This is a genomic window from Lacicoccus kunmingensis DSM 17847, assembly GCF_059568765.1.
Window position 1 is genome coordinate 96,931 of record NZ_JCANUC010000004.1, and the last position, 18,119, is coordinate 115,049.

At 41.5% G+C, this 18,119-nt stretch carries 16 protein-coding genes; 8 read left to right on the top strand and 8 right to left on the bottom strand.

Going from position 1 to position 18,119, the window contains the following annotated elements; genetic code table 11:
- Positions 1-91 precede the first annotated feature (91 nt).
- Both BO48_RS06085 and pnpS read left to right on the top strand, forming a co-directional pair.
- On the top strand, positions 92-787 hold the full coding sequence (locus BO48_RS06085) for a response regulator transcription factor (RefSeq protein ID WP_496366531.1): 696 nt from the start codon (positions 92-94) through the stop codon (positions 785-787).
- Positions 784-2,574 (top strand): two-component system histidine kinase PnpS, encoded by a 1,791-nt coding sequence (gene pnpS, locus BO48_RS06090; RefSeq protein WP_496366532.1) that lies wholly within the window; start codon positions 784-786, stop codon positions 2,572-2,574. The genes BO48_RS06085 and pnpS overlap by 4 nt, the downstream gene beginning before the upstream one ends.
- A gap of 54 nt (positions 2,575-2,628) precedes the next feature.
- On the opposite strand, the gene BO48_RS06095 is transcribed toward pnpS, so the two are convergent.
- The gene (locus BO48_RS06095; protein ID WP_496366533.1) at positions 2,629-3,339 is read right to left on the bottom strand and encodes a DUF542 domain-containing protein; all 711 of its coding nucleotides are present in this window, start codon (positions 3,337-3,339) and stop codon (positions 2,629-2,631) included.
- 133 nt (positions 3,340-3,472) lie between these two features.
- Between BO48_RS06095 and BO48_RS06100 the strand changes: the two genes are divergently transcribed.
- Both BO48_RS06100 and BO48_RS06105 read left to right on the top strand, forming a co-directional pair.
- The gene (locus tag BO48_RS06100) at positions 3,473-4,480 is read left to right on the top strand and encodes a hypothetical protein (RefSeq protein WP_496366534.1); all 1,008 of its coding nucleotides are present in this window, start codon (positions 3,473-3,475) and stop codon (positions 4,478-4,480) included.
- 38 nt (positions 4,481-4,518) lie between these two features.
- Positions 4,519-5,109, top strand: coding sequence for an LOG family protein (locus tag BO48_RS06105; RefSeq protein ID WP_496366630.1), 591 nt, complete (start codon positions 4,519-4,521; stop codon positions 5,107-5,109).
- On the opposite strand, the gene BO48_RS06110 is transcribed toward BO48_RS06105, so the two are convergent.
- The 7 genes from BO48_RS06110 to BO48_RS06140 all read right to left on the bottom strand — a co-directional run bounded on the left by BO48_RS06110 (position 5,104) and on the right by BO48_RS06140 (position 13,912).
- Complete coding sequence (locus tag BO48_RS06110) at positions 5,104-5,667, bottom strand: GNAT family N-acetyltransferase (protein ID WP_496366535.1); 564 nt, start codon at positions 5,665-5,667, stop codon at positions 5,104-5,106. The two genes, BO48_RS06105 and BO48_RS06110, sit on opposite strands and share 6 nt — an antisense overlap.
- A 33-nt stretch (positions 5,668-5,700) precedes the next feature.
- Positions 5,701-6,042, bottom strand: coding sequence for a hypothetical protein (locus BO48_RS06115; protein ID WP_496366537.1), 342 nt, complete (start codon positions 6,040-6,042; stop codon positions 5,701-5,703).
- Positions 6,043-6,086: 44 nt separating this feature from the next.
- Entirely contained in the window at positions 6,087-6,380 is a 294-nt protein-coding gene (locus tag BO48_RS06120) for a hypothetical protein (protein ID WP_496366538.1), read from the bottom strand.
- 119 nt (positions 6,381-6,499) lie between these two features.
- Positions 6,500-8,233: a glutathione ABC transporter substrate-binding protein gene (locus tag BO48_RS06125; RefSeq protein WP_496366539.1), complete on the bottom strand. Its 1,734-nt coding sequence runs from the start codon at positions 8,231-8,233 to the stop codon at positions 6,500-6,502.
- A 307-nt stretch (positions 8,234-8,540) separates the two neighbouring features.
- Positions 8,541-10,232 carry a glutathione ABC transporter substrate-binding protein gene (locus BO48_RS06130; RefSeq protein WP_496366540.1) on the bottom strand — a complete coding sequence of 564 codons (1,692 nt, stop codon included), beginning with the start codon at positions 10,230-10,232 and terminating at the stop codon, positions 8,541-8,543.
- Between the two features lie 151 nt (positions 10,233-10,383).
- A complete protein-coding gene (locus BO48_RS06135; protein ID WP_496366541.1) occupies positions 10,384-12,066 on the bottom strand; it encodes a glutathione ABC transporter substrate-binding protein in 1,683 nt (560 codons plus the stop codon).
- 163 nt (positions 12,067-12,229) lie between these two features.
- The gene (locus tag BO48_RS06140) at positions 12,230-13,912 is read right to left on the bottom strand and encodes a glutathione ABC transporter substrate-binding protein (protein ID WP_496366542.1); all 1,683 of its coding nucleotides are present in this window, start codon (positions 13,910-13,912) and stop codon (positions 12,230-12,232) included.
- Between the two features lie 266 nt (positions 13,913-14,178).
- Here BO48_RS06140 and BO48_RS06145 point away from each other — a divergent pair, with 266 nt between their 5' ends.
- From BO48_RS06145 to BO48_RS06160, 4 genes are read left to right on the top strand one after another with little or no spacing between them, the layout of a single operon-like run.
- Positions 14,179-15,087 carry an ABC transporter permease gene (locus BO48_RS06145; RefSeq protein ID WP_092985416.1) on the top strand — a complete coding sequence of 303 codons (909 nt, stop codon included), beginning with the start codon at positions 14,179-14,181 and terminating at the stop codon, positions 15,085-15,087.
- Between the two features lie 10 nt (positions 15,088-15,097).
- Positions 15,098-16,018, top strand: a complete 921-nt coding sequence (locus BO48_RS06150) for an ABC transporter permease (protein ID WP_496366543.1) — start codon at positions 15,098-15,100, stop codon at positions 16,016-16,018.
- A gap of 16 nt (positions 16,019-16,034) precedes the next feature.
- The gene (locus BO48_RS06155; RefSeq protein ID WP_496366544.1) at positions 16,035-17,048 is read left to right on the top strand and encodes an ABC transporter ATP-binding protein; all 1,014 of its coding nucleotides are present in this window, start codon (positions 16,035-16,037) and stop codon (positions 17,046-17,048) included.
- Positions 17,026-18,114 (top strand): ABC transporter ATP-binding protein, encoded by a 1,089-nt coding sequence (locus BO48_RS06160; protein WP_496366545.1) that lies wholly within the window; start codon positions 17,026-17,028, stop codon positions 18,112-18,114. Before BO48_RS06155 ends, BO48_RS06160 begins: the two co-directional genes overlap by 23 nt.
- The last annotated feature ends 5 nt before the right edge of the window (positions 18,115-18,119 follow it).

The following is an 18,119-nucleotide window of genomic DNA, read 5'->3' on the forward strand; positions in this document are numbered from 1 at the left end:
TTAAGGGTATGTAAAGAAAGTCAATTAAGCCGTTACAATGTGATAAAATATAATCGGTATAAGCTGTTCAAAATTGAAAGGAGGCGCTCCAATGCGCACAGTTCTTGTAGTCGATGACGAACCATCTATTGTAACTTTACTTAAATTCAATTTAGAGCAGGCAGGTTATAATGTTTTAACAGCAGAAGACGGCCGTAAAGGTCTTGATACTGCTCTTAAAGAAAAACCTGATCTGATAGTACTGGATTTAATGCTGCCCGGAATGGACGGCATGGACGTATGTAAAACTTTACGCCAGGAAAAAGTAAATACTCCCATCCTGATGCTGACAGCCAAGGATGATGAATTTGATAAAATTTTAGGTCTGGAACTTGGGGCAGACGATTATTTGACCAAGCCTTTCAGTCCGCGTGAAGTCGTTGCCCGTGTAAAAGCAATTTTGAGGCGTTCGCAGTTTGAAGATGTCGAACAATCCGAGCAGATTATTAAAATCGGAGATTTGGAAATACACCTTGAGCGTTATGATGTCTATTTCAAAGGCGAGCAGCTCGTTCTCACTCCAAAAGAATTCGAATTGCTTTTATATTTAGCCAACCATAGAGGTAAAGTGTTAAGCAGAGACCAGCTGTTAAATGGTGTATGGGATTTCCAATATGACGGCGACACTAGAATCGTCGACGTCCATATCAGCCATTTACGTGAAAAAATCGAGTCGGATACGAAGAAACCGGTATATATTCGGACGATACGCGGCTTCGGCTATAAATTGGAAGGTCCGGCTGAATGACCCGTCTAATCGATCGATTGTGGTTCAGAATCACATTGGCTTTCTCTTTATTAACTTTAACTTTACTTGTATTCCTATGGTTCTTTGTAGCAAATGTCAGTGAAAATGCATTTGAAGAGATGACGAGCGAGCATCTTTATGAAAATGCCGAACTGGTTGCGCAGTTAATAGAAGCAAGTGATCTGGAAAATGAGACAGAGGCACTGCAGACGAGGATCGAACTTTTTCAAGAGCCTATTAATATGCGGTTCACTGTAATCGATACCGACGGACTTGTACTGGCCGATTCAGAGTCTGATCCGGAAACGATGGATAATCACCTCGACCGGCCTGAAGTCCAGGATATTATGACCCGTGACGAGGACATCGGTGAATCAGTCAGGTACAGTGTGACTGAAGATATTGATATGATGTACGTCGCCAATCCAATCTATGATGACAACGGATTCCTTCTCGGCGTGATAAGAACTTCCCTTCCGCTGAACAGCATCAACGATACAATGATTGTCTTCTGGCGCACCCTGGCTGTTTTTCTCGGCATCATCCTGGTCATTGCGGCGATTACTGCAAGTATTCTGTCCCGCAGCATCACACGACCGGTAACAGATATCATCAAAGTGACCAAACGCCTCGGTGAAAAAGATTACAGCAGCAGAGTACATACGGAAATCTCTGGAGAAATCGGAGACCTTTCCCGGTCCGTGAACGAACTCGCGATGAACCTGCAAAATCAGATGCGTGCACTTCATGAAAACGAGCAGCAGTTGTCCACTATACTTTCAAATATGGTGAGCGGTGTGATGCTTGTTAATCAGGAAGGTGAAATACTGATGATTAACTCGGCGATGGAACGCTTTTTAGCGCAGCATAACCAGCACATCGTCGGACAGCATTACCAAGCATTTGATGATAACCTTAATCTCAAAAAATACATTGCAGCCGTCTTTGATGATAATGAAAAGATACATGCGGAAATAACGTCGGAAGATCTTTCCAAAAATGTCTTCGACGCGCACTTCGGCCCCTTTTACGGGAATGGCTGGAAGCAGCGCGGGGTCATCATTGTTTTGCATGACATAACAAACATCAAAAGACTGGAGAAAATGCGGAGTGATTTTGTCGCCAACGTCTCCCATGAGCTAAAGACACCCGTCACATCCGTCAAAGGCTTTGCAGAGACACTGCTTGGCGGTGAAGTCAATGATGAAGCCACCGCAAAATCTTTCCTTGAAATCATATACAACGAAAGCGAACGGCTCGACCGCCTGATACGCGAACTGCTGCATCTTTCAAGAATTGAAAATAAAGTGACACCGCTGAATTTGAGCAGTGTGGACCTGATCGCCCTCATCCACAGCATTACAAAAACACTTTCCAAATCAATCTCGGAAAAATCATTGGAAGTGACTCTGCCCCTGTCAACAGAAGAAGTTACCATCGAAGGGGACAGCGACAGACTCAACCAGATTTTATTAAATCTGATCGCCAATTCGATAAACTATACAGGAGAAGGCGGAAGAATCGATATATCAATGGAAATGACCGAGTACAATGTGCATATTTCAATCAGCGATACCGGCATCGGCATCCCCGAAGAAAGTGTGCCGCGGGTTTTCGAACGCTTTTACAGGGTGGATAAAGCACGTTCCAGAAATTCCGGCGGTACGGGACTTGGACTGGCGATAGTCAAACACCTCGTAGATTCGCATCAAGGTGACATTGAAGTCAGCAGCGTTGAAGGAGAAGGCACTACATTTACAGTTACATTCCCGCTTCGGCAAACATGATAAAACCCCCGGATGATGAGTGAATCCACTTCATTCATCATCCGGGGGTCTTTTTTAAAAGTCAGATATTGCTTTTTGTTTTTCATAAATGCCTTCAAATAAATGATTATTTTCAAGGTAGAAATGATTGAAGGCATCTTTCTCCAGTTTTTCAAGATGGTGATAAACCAGTCTGAGTTCTGCTGTTGCACCGCTGTCCAAAGTGAAGTCGTTGGTCAGCGCCCTCAATTCATAAAAGTTTTTTGCAAGATTTTCATGTTCTGATTTCAAGCTGGTCATGTGGGGCTTTACAGCTTCAAAATGATGGGAATTCGGTGCATCAAGATAAGTGCTTATCATTTCAAACACTGTATTGTCTTCATTGTCCACATGGTCCAGGAGAGTCGTCTTTATATTTTTAAATAATTCTTCAACTTCTTCCAGTTCCGGCTGGTGCTTTTTATTTTGCTTGACTGCGGTCTCCAGGTATTCCTCAAGTACAGGAAGCTCATCTTTTAAATCTTCGTGATATTTTCTTTGAATATATGTGAGTATGCTTTTTTCATCCATATACTTCATATCAATACCATCTTCGTTTGTAGAATCCAGCTCATTGAGTTCATAAATAAGATTTTCGAGACTTAAGTTTTTCTCAGCCGTCACGCTCTGCAACGTCTTGTCGCCGTTATGGATAAAATCTATCCTCAGTTCCCTGAAGATATTTCCTGCGCCCGGTGCTTCACTTACAATATCCTTTAATGTCATATCGGATGTAATAGTTTTCATAATAGCGGTGCCTCCTTGTTTCGTTATTAGTATTATTACCATATTTAAAATTTTAAAACCTATTGCAGTCAGTTTAATGAAAGTTAACTCAGGGTATTATATAATTATTAATAAATGCCATGGAGGTCTATTCATGAATAAAAATATTAAAACTTTGTTAAATGTTCTCCCCATCATATTGATCCCTTTATTTACAGAAAGAAAACATATTAAAGAACATCCCGACATTGAGAGATTGGAGCGTTTCTCAAGCAATACTTACCACAATGTGAAAGATAAAGGCGAAGGGGCTTATCAGTCTGTAAAAGCGACCGGCTCCAACGTCTATCAGACAAGCAAGGCAGCTGTCGATACGGTCGGCAGTAAAATCAGTGACAAAAGAGAGGCGCGCTCTTACAAAAAAGATATGCAGTCCTACCAGCGCAGTATCAGAAAAGAAGACAAGCTGCTCGAACAATTTGAAAAGGACAAGGAGAAACACCGCGCGAAAAGACTTGAAAATGAAACGTCGGATAAACCTAAAGTGCCTAAAATTATGCAGTCGAACCCGGCTATGTCCAACGAAGAGAAAATGGCGGGCATGACAGTGAACGACCATTTAATTATGGATGTAAACAAAATCGACCCTCAAACTGAAGCGGCTCTTGAGACCAATGTCGATAACCAGGGCATTGCAAAGGCGTATGATGAAGATCAGACATTAAGCCGTGTTTCACTGACAAAACAAGATGAGGATCGTCTCGGTATACAAAGTGATGAATACACTGAAGAGGAAAATAATGATAGAATGGACACAGAACAATCAAATGGCGAGGAGATTAACATGACACAAGACGTACAACAATTATATTTTGATAAAGTGAAAAATCATGAAGAAAACATCGAAGGACTTGAATCAGGAGAGCTTTTCAAAAAGCATCACAGCACGCTTGATTATACTGTGAATTATGACACTGATGAAAAAGTCTCTCCGGCAGAAGAAGACAATTCAGAGAAATCATTGTTTGAAAAACACCGTGAACAGGCTGAACAGTATTATGCTGAACATGGACGTAAATCAGGCATTGAGACGAATATGAAGAAAAATAAAAAACAGCAGAAGCTGGAAAAGAAAATCAATAAAAAACGTCAACAGTTTTAAGTTGAAAAGACCAGATTGCGGGGGAATAATCAGTGGAGATTAAAAGTATTACTGTTTTCTGCGGTGCGACCTCAGGACGCCTTCCTGAGTTTGAAGAAGCGGCATACCAGCTCGGCAAAGACATTGCAGAAAGCGGCTATGAATTGATATACGGTGGCGGTTCAGCCGGTATGATGGGGGCCGTGGCAAACGGTACTGTGGATCACGGCGGTAAAGTGACGGGCGTCATCCCGCAATTTCTAGTCGATCGTGAACTGGCTCATCAGCGTCTTCATAAATTGGAGATTGTCGAAACGATGCATGAAAGAAAAGCCCTGATGAATGAATTGGGCGATGCAATCATTTCCCTGCCCGGCGGTGCCGGCACTCTTGAAGAATTCTTTGAAATGTACACGTGGGGCCAGATCGGGCTTCATGAAAAGCCTCTCGGCCTTATCAATACAAAGGATTACTTCGATCCGCTCCTCACGATGTTCGATAAGATGATTACTGAGGAGTATCTGGATGAAAAGTATATGAAACAAATGTTCATAGGTGATGATTTTTCAACACTTATCGAGCAATTTAAAGTTTTTGAACCTGTAGAAGTCAGAACATATAAAGATCTACAAAAAGGGCATCGCTCATAATCTGAAGCGATGCCTTTTTTTAATATCTGTTTTGTATACTACCTGAGTTTTTAGTGAATGTCCTTCCATTATCAACGGGTGTTCAAAACTCTGGACTTTTTGCATTCCCAATTTCAGCATGATGTTAATTGAAGGATAGTTAATGCTTGATGTATAAGCATAAATCTCTTTTATATCAGTGTTATGTTCAACAAATTTGACCACTCCAAGTGCCGCCTCCGTAGCAAACCCCTGATTCCAATGAGGTTTCGCAAAGCGCCATCCAATTTCAATAGTCGGCAGAAAATGAAGTTTCAATGGACCTTCCTCTTCCCATACCTGGATGCCTGTAAAACCGATAAATTCATTGGTATCTCTACGTTCCACAGCAAACAATCCAAATCCTCTGGCATCGATATCACTTTGTGCGCTCAATACAAACTCTTTGGATTCTTCAGGCGTTGCGATATTGGGAAAATAGCGGCGGACATCTTTATCTGCATTCATTTTAATGAATTTGGGGATGTCACTCTCTTTCCAATCACGTAATATTAATCGCTTTGTTTTAATATATTTCATATTAACCCTCAATCACTGTTAATTACTTTGCAATTATTCACTCACATGTTCACTTTGGTTATTTTCAGGAGATTCCTGTCTGATATAGCTGACCAGACGGACTTTTAATTTATCTTTGTCAAAGTCATAATCTTCAAAGTTCTCTTTTTTCTCCGTTGTTGCAACAACGTCTACAAAGTCAGGCAGATCATCCAGGTTGAATTTGATTGTAAATGTTTCAAAATCCTGATCAGTACTCGGTTTTTGAGCGACGACTCTTTCTTTCGTACCGGTCAAATTAACAAGTTTTGAATCGACGATTTCTTCTATTTCTTTACCCAGTTCATCTATTGTGAAAGTTTCGCCTTCTATTAATGAAAATTTTTTCTCATGCATGTTATATCATTCTCCTTTTTAATATAATTTTTTTACGAAAGAATTTATGATTCTGAGCCCTCTGATGAACTTTCTTCGCTGTCTTCTTCCTCTGACTCTTCCTGATCATCGGAATCGCTATCCTCAGATTCATCCGATGATAATCCTTCCAATTCTCTTTCTTTATTTTCGATATCACTTTCAACAGTTTCATTTTCACTGCGAACCTTCTTTATCTCGCTTTGAAGCTCATTGATATCATTATTCACTTCTTCCAAATCCTTTTCGGCCTGCGATGGTACACTGCTGCAGGCGCTAAGAAACACCGTCAATAACACAAGTATAATCGCTCTTTTCAAGATGAACTCTCCTTTTACCAATGTTGTCATTATATCATTTAAAACGATATTTTTCTTTCTTTAAGACAAAAAAATAGACGATGTCAAAATGACATCATCTATTTTAAATGTTGTATTTATTATTCTGAGATTGTTGTATCTCTCATTTGGTAAATACCTAATGCATCAATTTCAAAGTTCTCAACATCTGAACTGATACCAGTTAAGAAGTCCTGGTGGTGGATGTAGATCATTGGTGCAACATCTACTAATCCTTCCTGAAGTTCACTGTAGATTTCCTGACGTGCATCCGGATCAGTCTCAGTACGTCCCTCTTCTAACAGTTCATCTACATTGTCGTTGGATAAGAATGAACGGTTACCAGGGTCACCATGCATTGATGAATGAAGCAACGCATACATACCATAGTCAGCATCACCAGTTACAGTAGACCAGCCAAGTACGAACATGTCATGGTCGCCTGCTGCTGTTGTTTCAAGGTACGCACCCCACTCAAGCTGCTGAACTGATACATCGATGTTCAGCTCTTCAAGAGCTTCCTGGATGTAGATTGCTGTATCCACACGCTGAGGGTTATCGTCGTTTGTAAGGATTTCAAGTTCGAAGCCATCTTCCTGACCAGCTTCAGCCATCAATTCTTTCGCACGATCTAAATCATACTGAATACCTTCAACATCTTCATCGTATCCAAATACTCCTGGAGCTAGCGGACCTTCAGCAGCTGTACCGACTCCCTCATAGATACCGTCGATGATCGCTTCACGGTCAATAGCATGAGAAATCGCCTGACGGACTAAAGGATCGTCCAATGGTTCTTTTTCGACGTTAAAGCCGACATATGACAGACCCAGTGATGGTGTCTGATTTAATTCAATCGCGTCATGAGACTCGATACGTTCAACGTTTGTCGGTTCTGTTGCACCGGCAACGTGACTTGAGCCAGTTTCAATTTCAGCGATACGCGCCGCTGTTTCAGGTACAACTTTAAACGTCACAGAGTCAAGCTCCGCTGCATTTTCTTCATCGTGATACTCTGCGTTATTCGCAAGAACGACTTCTTCACCTGCAGAACGTGATTCGAGTGTAAACGGACCAGTACCTATAGCGTTTTCACTTACGTGGTTACCTGTTGCATCGGTAATCGCATCCGCAACTTCCTGATGCTGATCTCCGCCTTCTTCACGAAGCTCGTAATATTCTTCAACAGACATTTCTTCACCAGCGTCTGCTAATGCCGCTTCATAATCTGCGTCGATTACATCTTTACTGAGCATACCGCCTGCATCATGTGCGAGGTGAGCCAGAATCGGTGCAAATGGATACTCTAAAGTGATCTGCACTGTATAGTCGTCTACAGCTTCCACATCAGTTACCATCTCATATAAGAACATACGTGGTGAAGCAACTGCCGGGTCAAGTATACGGTCCAGATTTGCTTCAACTACTTCTGCGTTAAATTCTGAACCATCATGGAATGTTACGCCTTCTTTAAGAGTAAACTCCCAAGTAGTCTCATCTACTTCTTCCCACTCTGTAGCGAGTCTCGGCTGTACTTCCATATCTCCATCTAAGTAAACAAGTGTTTCATAAATATTATTACGGACGTTACTTGAAGGAACGTCGTTATTTCCGTGTGGATCTAAACTTACAATATCGGCTGCTTCAGATATGACCAGATCTCCACCGCCGGATCCTTCTCCTGTTGCATCTTCAGAACCTTCTTCTGTTTCAGTTGCTGCGCCATCTTCAGTGTCTGCTTCAGGTTCTACATCACTATCATCAGCACAGGCAACAAGAACTACAGAAAGGACTGTAATCATTGCCATCATGAACAACAATTTAAAATTTTTCATTTATTTACCTCCTATTATTAAAATTAAATGAAAATCTTAACCTTTTTTTAATATACCTCAATAATTTTCTTATTTCAATGAAACTTTAGAAATATCTCATAATTGAAATAACAGAACTTACAAATAGCGATTTTATCTCCTTTTTTAATTAAATTACTCCTCTAAGTTATTATATTCATAAATGACAGCGTTTTCAATACTATTTTATATAACTGTCAATGATATCCATGACTGTCTGTTTAAAACCTTTGTGAAACCGTAAAAAAAAAAGCAGACCGGGAAAACTCCCGGTCTGCTTTCTCATCAATTATTCTGTTAAAGTCACTTCTCTGAAATCGAAAATATTGTAACTGTCAATTTGAATGCCTTCGACATTATTATTATATGCGTTTAAATTTTCCCCGTGTCTGACAAAAATAGCCGGTGCTTCGTCAACCAGTATCTGCTGTGCCTGTTCGTAAATTTTCTGACGCTCGTCATCATCTGTAATCTGTGCACCCTCGTCGAGTAAAGTATCCAGTTCATCATTAGCAAAGAATGAACGGTTTCCTGTATCCCCCATATTGTTTGAATGGAACAGTGGCGCTATACCGTTGTCGGGGTCACCGGTGGAATTGGACCAGCCAAGAATGAACATATCATGTTCACCGTTTGCTGTGGCATCCAGATACGCACCCCATTCAACCTGCTCGACATTGACGTTGATATTAAGATCTGCAAGTGCCTCCTGTAGGAATACAGCCATATCCACACGCTCAGGGTTATCATCGTTTACCATTAAATTAATATCAAATCCATCGCCGTGTCCCGCCTCTTCAAGCAGTTCAGCCGCCCTGTCCATATTATAATCCAGACCTTCCAAATCTTCGGAATAACCTAGTACATCAGGTGCAAGCGGTGCAACCGCAGGTCTGCCGGAGTCATTGTAAACGCCGGATAATACTGCTTCTTTATCAAATGCATGTGTGATCGCCTGGCGCACTAATGGATCATCAAGCGGCTCGCTTTCCGTGTTGAATCCGATATAGTCGATGGACACCGATTCATTTCGCTCAAGTGTCACGTCATCATTGTTCTCTACACGGTCTATATTGCTGGACTGGACATTGAGAACGAAATCTGAATCTCCTGTTTCCAGTTCTGCAATTCTCGAACCTGTTTCAGTGACCACTTTATAGGTTACGCTGTCAATCGTACCCGCTCCGTCTCTGTAGTCTTCGTATTTGGTAAGCACAGTATTTTCACCCGGATTTCTTGATTCGAACGACATATAGTTCGTTCCAATCGGCCCTTGTTCAATTAATGTGCTCACATCGCCTGCGATTGCATTCGCAACTTCTTCGTGGCCTTCTCCACCTTCGTCACGAAGTTCGTAGTATTCCTCAACCGACATATCTTCACCGGCTTCTGATAAGGCGTTTTCATAATCAGAATCGATCAGCTCTTTACTGATCATCTTACCTGCACCATGTGATAAGTTATTTAAAAGTGGCGAATAAGGATATTCAAGTTCAAATTCCACTGTATAATCATCGATTACGTTGACATTTTCAACCATTTCCAGCAGAAATGATCTCGGTGAAGCAATTGCTGGATCCAATAAACGTTCAATATTCGCTTTTACAACTTCTGCATTAAATTCGCTGCCGTCATGAAAAGTAACGTCATCTCTTAATGAAAACTGCCATGTAGTTTCATCTATCTCTTCCCATTCTTCTGCAAGCAATGGTACAATTTCCAAATTCTCGTCCTGCGTTACCAAAGGTTCATAAATCTCATCTCTGACTTGTTCCGATGGTACATCGTTACTGCCGTGCGGATCCATTGACACCGCGTCACTCGGAATTGCAATTGTCAAATCCCCTCCGGCGGCTGTTTCTGTTTGATCATCAGAATCAGTCCCCCCTGCCGCTTCCTCTTCAACTCCGTCGTCATCCGTACACGCTGCCAACACTAAAACCATAATACTGAGTAAAAATAATTTCCAAATATTTTTCATTCCAGTCCCCTCTATTTTTTATGGTTATTAACATAATACTTCACCCTCCGTATTCAATCAATAGAGAATTTTCTGATAAATATCAAGGGTAATAAAAAGCTGTGTCAATCCCTACCACATATGAGTTGACACAGCACTTTTCTATTTTTAATTACTCATTTAAAATCACATCTCTAAAATCAGGCTTTATATAATCGTCTATATATAAGCCTTCCACTTCACTTCGGTAAGCATTCATACTTATTCCCTGGTTCATGTATATCATCGGCGCGTCTTCGAGTAAAATTTCCTGCGCTTTTTCATATATATCAGACCTTACTTCTTCGTCCGATTCCTTGCGGCCTTCTTCCAGCAGTTGATCAATCTCAGGGTTATCATAAAATACTCTGTTACCCTGCGCTCCCATCATACTCGAGTGGAACAACGGCCACAGTGACTGATCCGGGTCTCCTGTAAAATTCGGCCATCCTAAAAGAAATATATCATGCTCACCGGTTGATGCTTCTTCCAGGTAAGCACCCCATTCCATCTGATCAACAGTTGCTGTTATGTTTATATCAGCTAAAGCTTCCTGCAAATAAATAGCAGCATCCACTCTTTGAGGTGTGTCATTCGTTATAATGCTGAGTTCAAAACCATCTTTATGGCCTGCTTCTTCCATAAGCTTTTCAGCTTTCTCCAAATCATATTCCAAGTTCTCCATATCATCACTGTGACCGACCAGACCTTCAACTAAAGGACCGTCCGGAACTTCGCCAATACCACTGTAGATGCCTTCTATAATCTCTTCTCTGTCCACAGCATGAGTTATTGCCTGCCTGACTTTGACATCATCCAATGGCTCTTTCTGATTATTAAACCCGATAAATTCAATTGCTACATTGGAGTTGTTATAAGTTTCTGTCTCTGGATTATTCTCAATTCTTTCCACACTGCCGGGCTCGTATCCAAATATCACATGTGAGGCTCCTGTTTCAAGTTCTGCCATTCTTGAACCTGTTTCTGTAACAATTTTAAATGTGATGGTGTCAAGATTCATCGGTTCCTGCCAGTAATCGTCAAACTTTGCAATAACTATGTTTTCTCCGGGCGCTCTCGATTTAAACTGTGCGTAATTCGTACCCACAGGATTCCTGTCTACTACTGCACCGATGTCACCAGAAATTTCATCCACTACTTGTTCAAACTCTTCATTGTTCTTTTTTCGCAGTTCATAGTACTCATCCACTGAATACTCAGAACCTGCATTTTGTAAAGCCTGCTCATAATCTTCATCTATGACTTCTTTACTGATCATGCCGCCGCCATCATGTGTCAAATGATTAAGCAACGGTGCAAAGGGATACTCTGTTATAATTTCCACAGTATAGTCATCTATCACACTAACTTCTGAAATCATTTCGAAAATACTTAATCTGGGGGAGGCGATTGCCGGGTCTCTGATTCTGTCTAAATTCGCTTTAACCACTTGTGCATTAAATTCACTGCCGTCATGGAAAGTAACATCATCTCTTAATGAAAACTGCCATGTTAAATCATCGACCTGATTCCAGTCATCAGCAAGCAAAGGCTGGATTTCGAAATCTTCATTCTGTGTCACCAGACCCTCATAAATAGTATTTCTGACCTGATCCGAATATAATTCGTTGCTGGCATGCGGGTCCAGTGATACAACATCATTGCCGGTTGATAATATTAAATCGCCGCCTGTGCCCTCACTACCCTCTTCAGACTCACTGCCTTCGACTGACTGGTTAACACTGCTGTCATCTGCGCATGCCGTTAGCACCACCGCAAACAAAGCTAATAAAGTTATCCTCAATATGTATTTCAAATATACCCCTCCTCCAATAAATTAATCCCTAGTAAATAACCATGAATTAATTCATATCTTATTACTAGGGATTGGAGTTGTAAATATTCTGAAGCATTTTTTTCATAACTAATTTTCTAAATTAACAATATGGCGAATGCATTTACCTTATGTTGAGAAGATTTTATTCTGTTAAAGTTACATCTCTGAAGTCAGGCTTGTTGTAATCACTGATATACAAATCTTCCACTTCCTGCCTGTGGGCATTCATACTGAGTGCCTGCCTCATATAGATCATGGGTGCATCTTCCACAAGGATTTCCTGGGCTTCTTCATATATCTCTGCACGTTTTTCTTCATCTGATTCCTGACGGCCCGCTTCAAGCAGTTCATCAACTTCAGGGTTTTCATAAAATGTTCTATTCCCCTGTGCTCCTGCCATGCTTGAATGGAATAATGGCCATAGTGACTGATCCGGATCTCCTGTAGCATTCGGCCATCCTAAAAGAAAAATGTCATGATCTCCAGTTGAAGCTTCTTCAAGGTAAGCGCCCCATTCCATCTGATCAACAGTCGCTGTCACATTGATCTGTTTCAATGCTTCCTGCAGGTAAATTGCCGCATCGACTCTTTCAGATGCATCGTTTGTAATGATGGATATATCAAAACCATCTTCATATCCTGCTTCTGCCATCAATCTTTCAGCTTCTTCCAGATCATACTCCAGATTTTCCACTTCTTCATCATGCCCTGTCAGACCTTCAACAATCGGGCCTTTAGGAATTTTTCCTGTACCGCTGTATATTCCATCTATAATTTCCTCACGGTCCACTACATGTGATATCGCTTGTCTCACTCTGACATCATCAAGCGGCTCTTTTTGAGTATTAAAACCGATAAACTCCATTGCTATGTTATATAGAGTATAAGGTTCTGTCTCAGGATTATCTTCAATTCTTTCAAGGTTATTCGGTTCAAAACCGGTGATGACATGTGAATCACCAGTCTCAAGTTCTGCAATTCTTGAACTTGTTTCTGTGACAATCTTGAAAGTGATTGTATCCAGATTCATCGGCTCCTGCCAATAATCCTCAAATCTTTTAAGTACAGTGCGTTCTCCTGGGATTCTGGACTCAAACTCTGCATAATTCGTGCCTACAGGTTTTTGATCTACCACAGTACCAATATCACTGGAAATTTCCTCCGCTATTTCTTCAAATTCATCTGAACCTTCTTCTCTCAATTCATAATATTCATCCACTGTATAGTCAGAATTAGAATTCTGCAGTGCTTTTTCATAGTCTTCATCTATGACTTCCTTACTGATCATACCTCCTCCATCATGTGTCAAATGACTGAGCAGCGGTGAAAATGGATACTCGGTTACTATTTCGACAATATAATCATCTATGACATTCACTTCATCAATCATTTCAAAAATGCTCAGTCTCGGCGAGGCCACTGCCGGGTCCTGTACACGATCCAAATTCGCTTTGACGACTTCAGCGTCAAACCCACTGCTGTCATGAAAAGTCACTCCTTCATTCAAAGTGAACTGCCATGTCAGCTCATCAACCTGCTCCCAGTTCTCAGCAAGCAAAGGCTGTATTTCAAAATTTTCATCCTGAGTGACCAGACCTTCATATACTGTATTTCTGACCTGGTCCGAATAAAGATCATTACTGGAATGAGGGTCCAGTGAAACAACATCATTGCCTGTTGATAACACGAGATCTCCGCCACCTTCAGCTGCGGTGTCATCTACCGTTTCACCTTCAGCTTCCTCATCCACATCGCTGTCATCAGTACAAGCCGCAAGAACAACTACGAACAAAACCAATAAAGATAATCTGAATATGTATTTCATTTTCCAACCTCCCGTTTGATACCCTATTGATATACTAGGAATTAATCCATATTATAGCACTAGGAATTGGAAGTTGTAAACTGTATTTTTACTTTGATTAGTACATTATTTGTCTATATTTATCTTAAAATTGTTAACTACGTGATTTTATTCTCTTTTTTTAACATTGATATTATGCAATCTAATATGTATCATTATTGAATAGCTATATTATACGTATAGTTTTCTCACTATTCCTAAATTTCAATGATAAGGGGGTCTCTTGAATGGCGGTCGCTTCTAAAGAGAGGGTTCATGATACAAAACCTGTGAACCCGCGAATTAAAAGTTTTAAAGAGTTTTTCAAACGGCTTAGAAAGAATAAGTCAGCCCTGGTCGGTTTTTATGTATTAGCCTTTTTATTTCTTGTGTCAATCTTTGGCGCAATAGATGCTAACTACAACTTACTCGGAGTCAGTTCAAACGCTACGAGTCTGACAGAAAAACTGGAGGGCCCATCAGCTGCACACTGGTTCGGAACGGACCATCTCGGCAGAGATATTTTCTTCCGTATACTTCATGGTATGTACATAACACTCGGTGTGGGCTTTGCAGCTACGTTTATGGGGGCTTTTGTAGGGGTTCCACTTGGAATTCTTGCAGGTTACTATGGTGGATGGCTTGATACTATTATCATGCGCGTTATGGATGTTTTGCTTGCATTCCCTGGTATTCTGCTTGCTCTTGCAATCGTTTCCGTACTTGGCGGCAGTACAATCAACGTTACTATTGCCATCGCGATCGGCTCATTACCGCAATTTGCCAGAATTGTACGCGGTTCCACTCTGACAACTAAAAAGTTGGAGTATGTCGATGCAATCCGCGCACTTGGTGCCAGAGACGGTAAAATTATTTTCCAACATATCTTACCGAACATCATGTCACCAATAATTGTTAACACAACACTATTCATCGCTTCTGCAATTCTTTCTGCAGCAGGTCTTTCATTCCTTGGTCTAGGTGTTCAGCCACCTACACCGGAATGGGGCGCGATGCTGAATGATGGTCGTAACTATATGTATCAGGCAGGTCACATTACTTTCTTCCCGGGTATGATGATTGTAATCGTAGTTCTTGCATTTAACTTATTTGGAGATGGATTGAGAGATGCAATCGATCCTAAACAAAAACAATAGGAGGTAAATCATGACAACATTTATTATTAGACGTGTTTTGCAACTGATCCCTGTACTTATCGGGGTTTCAATACTCGTGTTCAGTCTGATGCACCTCACTCCAGGTAACCCTGCAGTCATCATGGCCGGGGAAAGTGCGCCTGAAGCTACTGTCGCGGCTATTGAACAGCGTTTGGGATTGAATGATCCTTTATATGTACAGTATTGGAACTTTTTAACGAGTGCTTTACAACTGGATTTTGGTACTTCAATCAGAGATAACATCCCTGTAATGAGCCATATTCAGGCAAGATTTTTCATCACTTTGGAGTTGGCAATCTATTCGACAATATTCACTGTCGTTTTAGGTATGCTTGCAGGTATCGTTTCGGCTGTTAAACGTTACTCTATTTCAGACGTTTCTCTTATGGTCGTTACTCTGTTCGGTCTTTCAATGCCGAACTTCTGGTTAGGTTTAATGCTTATCCAGTGGTTCTCAATTGAGCTCGGCTGGTTTGCACCGACAGGCTGGGGAAATCTTGATCAGCTGGTGTTACCGGTCATTGCACTCGGTACAGCCGGTGCAGCAATCGTTGCACGTATGACACGAAGCTCCATGCTTGATGTCATTACACAGGATTACATACGTACTGCCCGTGCCAAAGGGGTAAAGGAACGTGTTGTAATTTTCCGTCACGCACTTAAAAATGCTTTAATTCCAGTCGTAACCGTTGTTGGTCTGCAGTTCGGTTACTTGCTTGCTGGTTCAGTACTGACAGAAAGTGTATTCGCAATTAATGGTCTTGGACGATTAATCATCGATTCAATCCTTCAAAGGGACTTCCCTGTTGTTCAGGGTGCAGTGCTCGTAATTGCCGTCACTTTCGTATTCGTCAACTTACTTGTTGATATTTCATACAGAATGCTGAACAAGCGTGTGGACCTAAACTAGGTAGGGAGTGACAAAAATGTCAGAAAACATACTTGATGTAAATAATTTAAAAACTTCCTTCTTTGTTGATGGAAGTGAAATAAAAGCAGTCGACGGTGTTACTTTTAATGTACCTAAAGGAAAAACACTCGGCATTGTCGGTGAGTCCGGTTCAGGTAAAAGTATCTCTGCACTGTCGATTTTAAGACTCGTGGAAGATCCGGGTAAAATCGTCGACGGCAGTATCAGTTTTAAAGGTGAGGAACTCACAGCTGCCAAAGAACCGCGGATGAGACAAATACGGGGAAATGAAATCTCAATGATTTTCCAGGAACCGATGACATCACTGAATCCTGTGTACACTGTCGGCCAACAGTTGAGGGAATCATTTAAAATACACGAAGGACTTGGGAAAAAAGCGGGTACAAAACGCTCTATAGAAATGCTGGAGCTTGTCGGTATCCCGTCACCGGAAAAACGCGTGGATCAATATCCATATGAACTATCCGGCGGTATGAGACAACGTGTCATGATTGCTATGGCACTTGCCTGTAAACCTGAGCTGCTCATTGCCGATGAGCCGACAACTGCTCTGGACGTTACCATTCAGGCACAGATTTTAGAACTGATCAAAGAATTACAGGAAGAAATCGGCATGAGTGTTGTAATGATCACTCACGATCTCGGGGTTGTTGCTGAAACTTGTGATTACGTCGCAGTAATGTACTGTGGTAAAGTCGTTGAATTTGCAGACGTGGAGACTTTATTTGAAAATCCACGCCATCCTTATACAGTCGGTCTTTTAAACTCATTGCCGCGTCACGACCAGGACCAGGATGAACTGGTTCCAATCAAAGGAAATGTTCCTGCGCCGGATGAGATGCCTGAAGGCTGCCGTTTTGCACCACGCTGCCCGTTTGCAAGTGATATCTGTTCAAAATTGCCTGAACTTGAAACCCAGGAGGACGGCAACGAAGTCAGATGCTGGATCTACACTGATGAATGGGACGGAGAGGAGGTAAAAGTATATGACAAAGAACACTCTTCTTGAAGTTAAAGGGCTGAAGCAGTATTTCCCGATAAAAGGCGGTTTTCTTGGCCGTACTGTAAACAATGTCAAAGCCGTGGATGATATCAGCTTTGATATCAAAGAAGGAGAAACAGTTTCTGTCGTCGGAGAATCCGGCTGTGGAAAATCCACTACAGGACGTGCGATTCTGCGTCTCGATGAGCCGACTGAAGGTACTGTCACGTTCGAGGGCAAAGACATTCTTTCATTGAGCAAAAAAGAAATGCGTGATATGAGAAGTGAAATGCAGATTATTTTCCAAGATCCTTTCGCATCACTGAATCCGAGAAAAACTGTAAAGATGACTTTGATTGAAGCAATGGACATACAGAATGTTGTACCTAAAAAAGAAAGAACTGAACGTGCACTAGAGATCATGGAGACAGTCGGTCTTCAAAAACATCAGATCGACCGTTTCCCTCACGAATTCTCAGGTGGTCAAAGACAACGTATCGGTATCGCTCGTGCACTGGCAGTAAATCCAAAACTGATCATCGCCGACGAAGCCGTGAGTGCCCTGGATGTATCCATTCAGGCACAAGTTCTGAACCTGTTGCAGAGACTGCAGCGTGAAATGGGTCTGACGTATTTATTCATCGCTCACGACCTTGGTGTGGTAAGACACATATCCGACCGGATCATAGTAATGTACCTGGGTAAAATTGTTGAAATGGGAGATACGAAAAGCATCTTCGAAAATCCTCAGCATCCTTATACAAAGGCACTGCTTTCAGCAATCCCTGTACCGGATCCGAAAAATAAGAGTGAGCGTATCTTCTTACGCGGTGATGTGCCTTCACCTATCGATCCGCCGACAGGCTGCAGATTCCATACAAGGTGCCCGTTCGCAACCGAGAAATGTAAAACGGAAATACCTGTTCTGGAGCACAAGGACGAAACATATGCCGGTCAGCACGATGTCGCATGTCACTATGCGTTAGACATCCAGGAAGGCAGACATAAAGCCACTCACGACATGAAAAATGTTCGCAGAGTGCTTGATGATGAAAGCGAAGAGGCGGCATCTGCCAAAAAAGATGTAAAATAATATAT

Bases quoted from the DNA above. Each gene is read 5' to 3' on its own strand.
- BO48_RS06085 (WP_496366531.1), top strand. From the start codon at position 92: ATGCGCACAGTTCTTGTAGTCGATGACGAACCATCTATTGTAACTTTA.
- pnpS (WP_496366532.1), top strand. From the start codon at position 784: ATGACCCGTCTAATCGATCGATTGTGGTTCAGAATCACATTGGCTTTC.
- BO48_RS06095 (WP_496366533.1), bottom strand. From the start codon at position 3,339: ATGAAAACTATTACATCCGATATGACATTAAAGGATATTGTAAGTGAA.
- BO48_RS06100 (WP_496366534.1), top strand. From the start codon at position 3,473: ATGAATAAAAATATTAAAACTTTGTTAAATGTTCTCCCCATCATATTG.
- BO48_RS06110 (WP_496366535.1), bottom strand. From the start codon at position 5,667: ATGAAATATATTAAAACAAAGCGATTAATATTACGTGATTGGAAAGAG.
- BO48_RS06115 (WP_496366537.1), bottom strand. From the start codon at position 6,042: ATGCATGAGAAAAAATTTTCATTAATAGAAGGCGAAACTTTCACAATA.
- BO48_RS06125 (WP_496366539.1), bottom strand. From the start codon at position 8,233: ATGAAAAATTTTAAATTGTTGTTCATGATGGCAATGATTACAGTCCTT.
- BO48_RS06130 (WP_496366540.1), bottom strand. From the start codon at position 10,232: ATGAAAAATATTTGGAAATTATTTTTACTCAGTATTATGGTTTTAGTG.
- BO48_RS06140 (WP_496366542.1), bottom strand. From the start codon at position 13,912: ATGAAATACATATTCAGATTATCTTTATTGGTTTTGTTCGTAGTTGTT.
- BO48_RS06145 (WP_092985416.1), top strand. From the start codon at position 14,179: ATGGCGGTCGCTTCTAAAGAGAGGGTTCATGATACAAAACCTGTGAAC.
- BO48_RS06150 (WP_496366543.1), top strand. From the start codon at position 15,098: ATGACAACATTTATTATTAGACGTGTTTTGCAACTGATCCCTGTACTT.
- BO48_RS06155 (WP_496366544.1), top strand. From the start codon at position 16,035: ATGTCAGAAAACATACTTGATGTAAATAATTTAAAAACTTCCTTCTTT.
- BO48_RS06160 (WP_496366545.1), top strand. From the start codon at position 17,026: ATGACAAAGAACACTCTTCTTGAAGTTAAAGGGCTGAAGCAGTATTTC.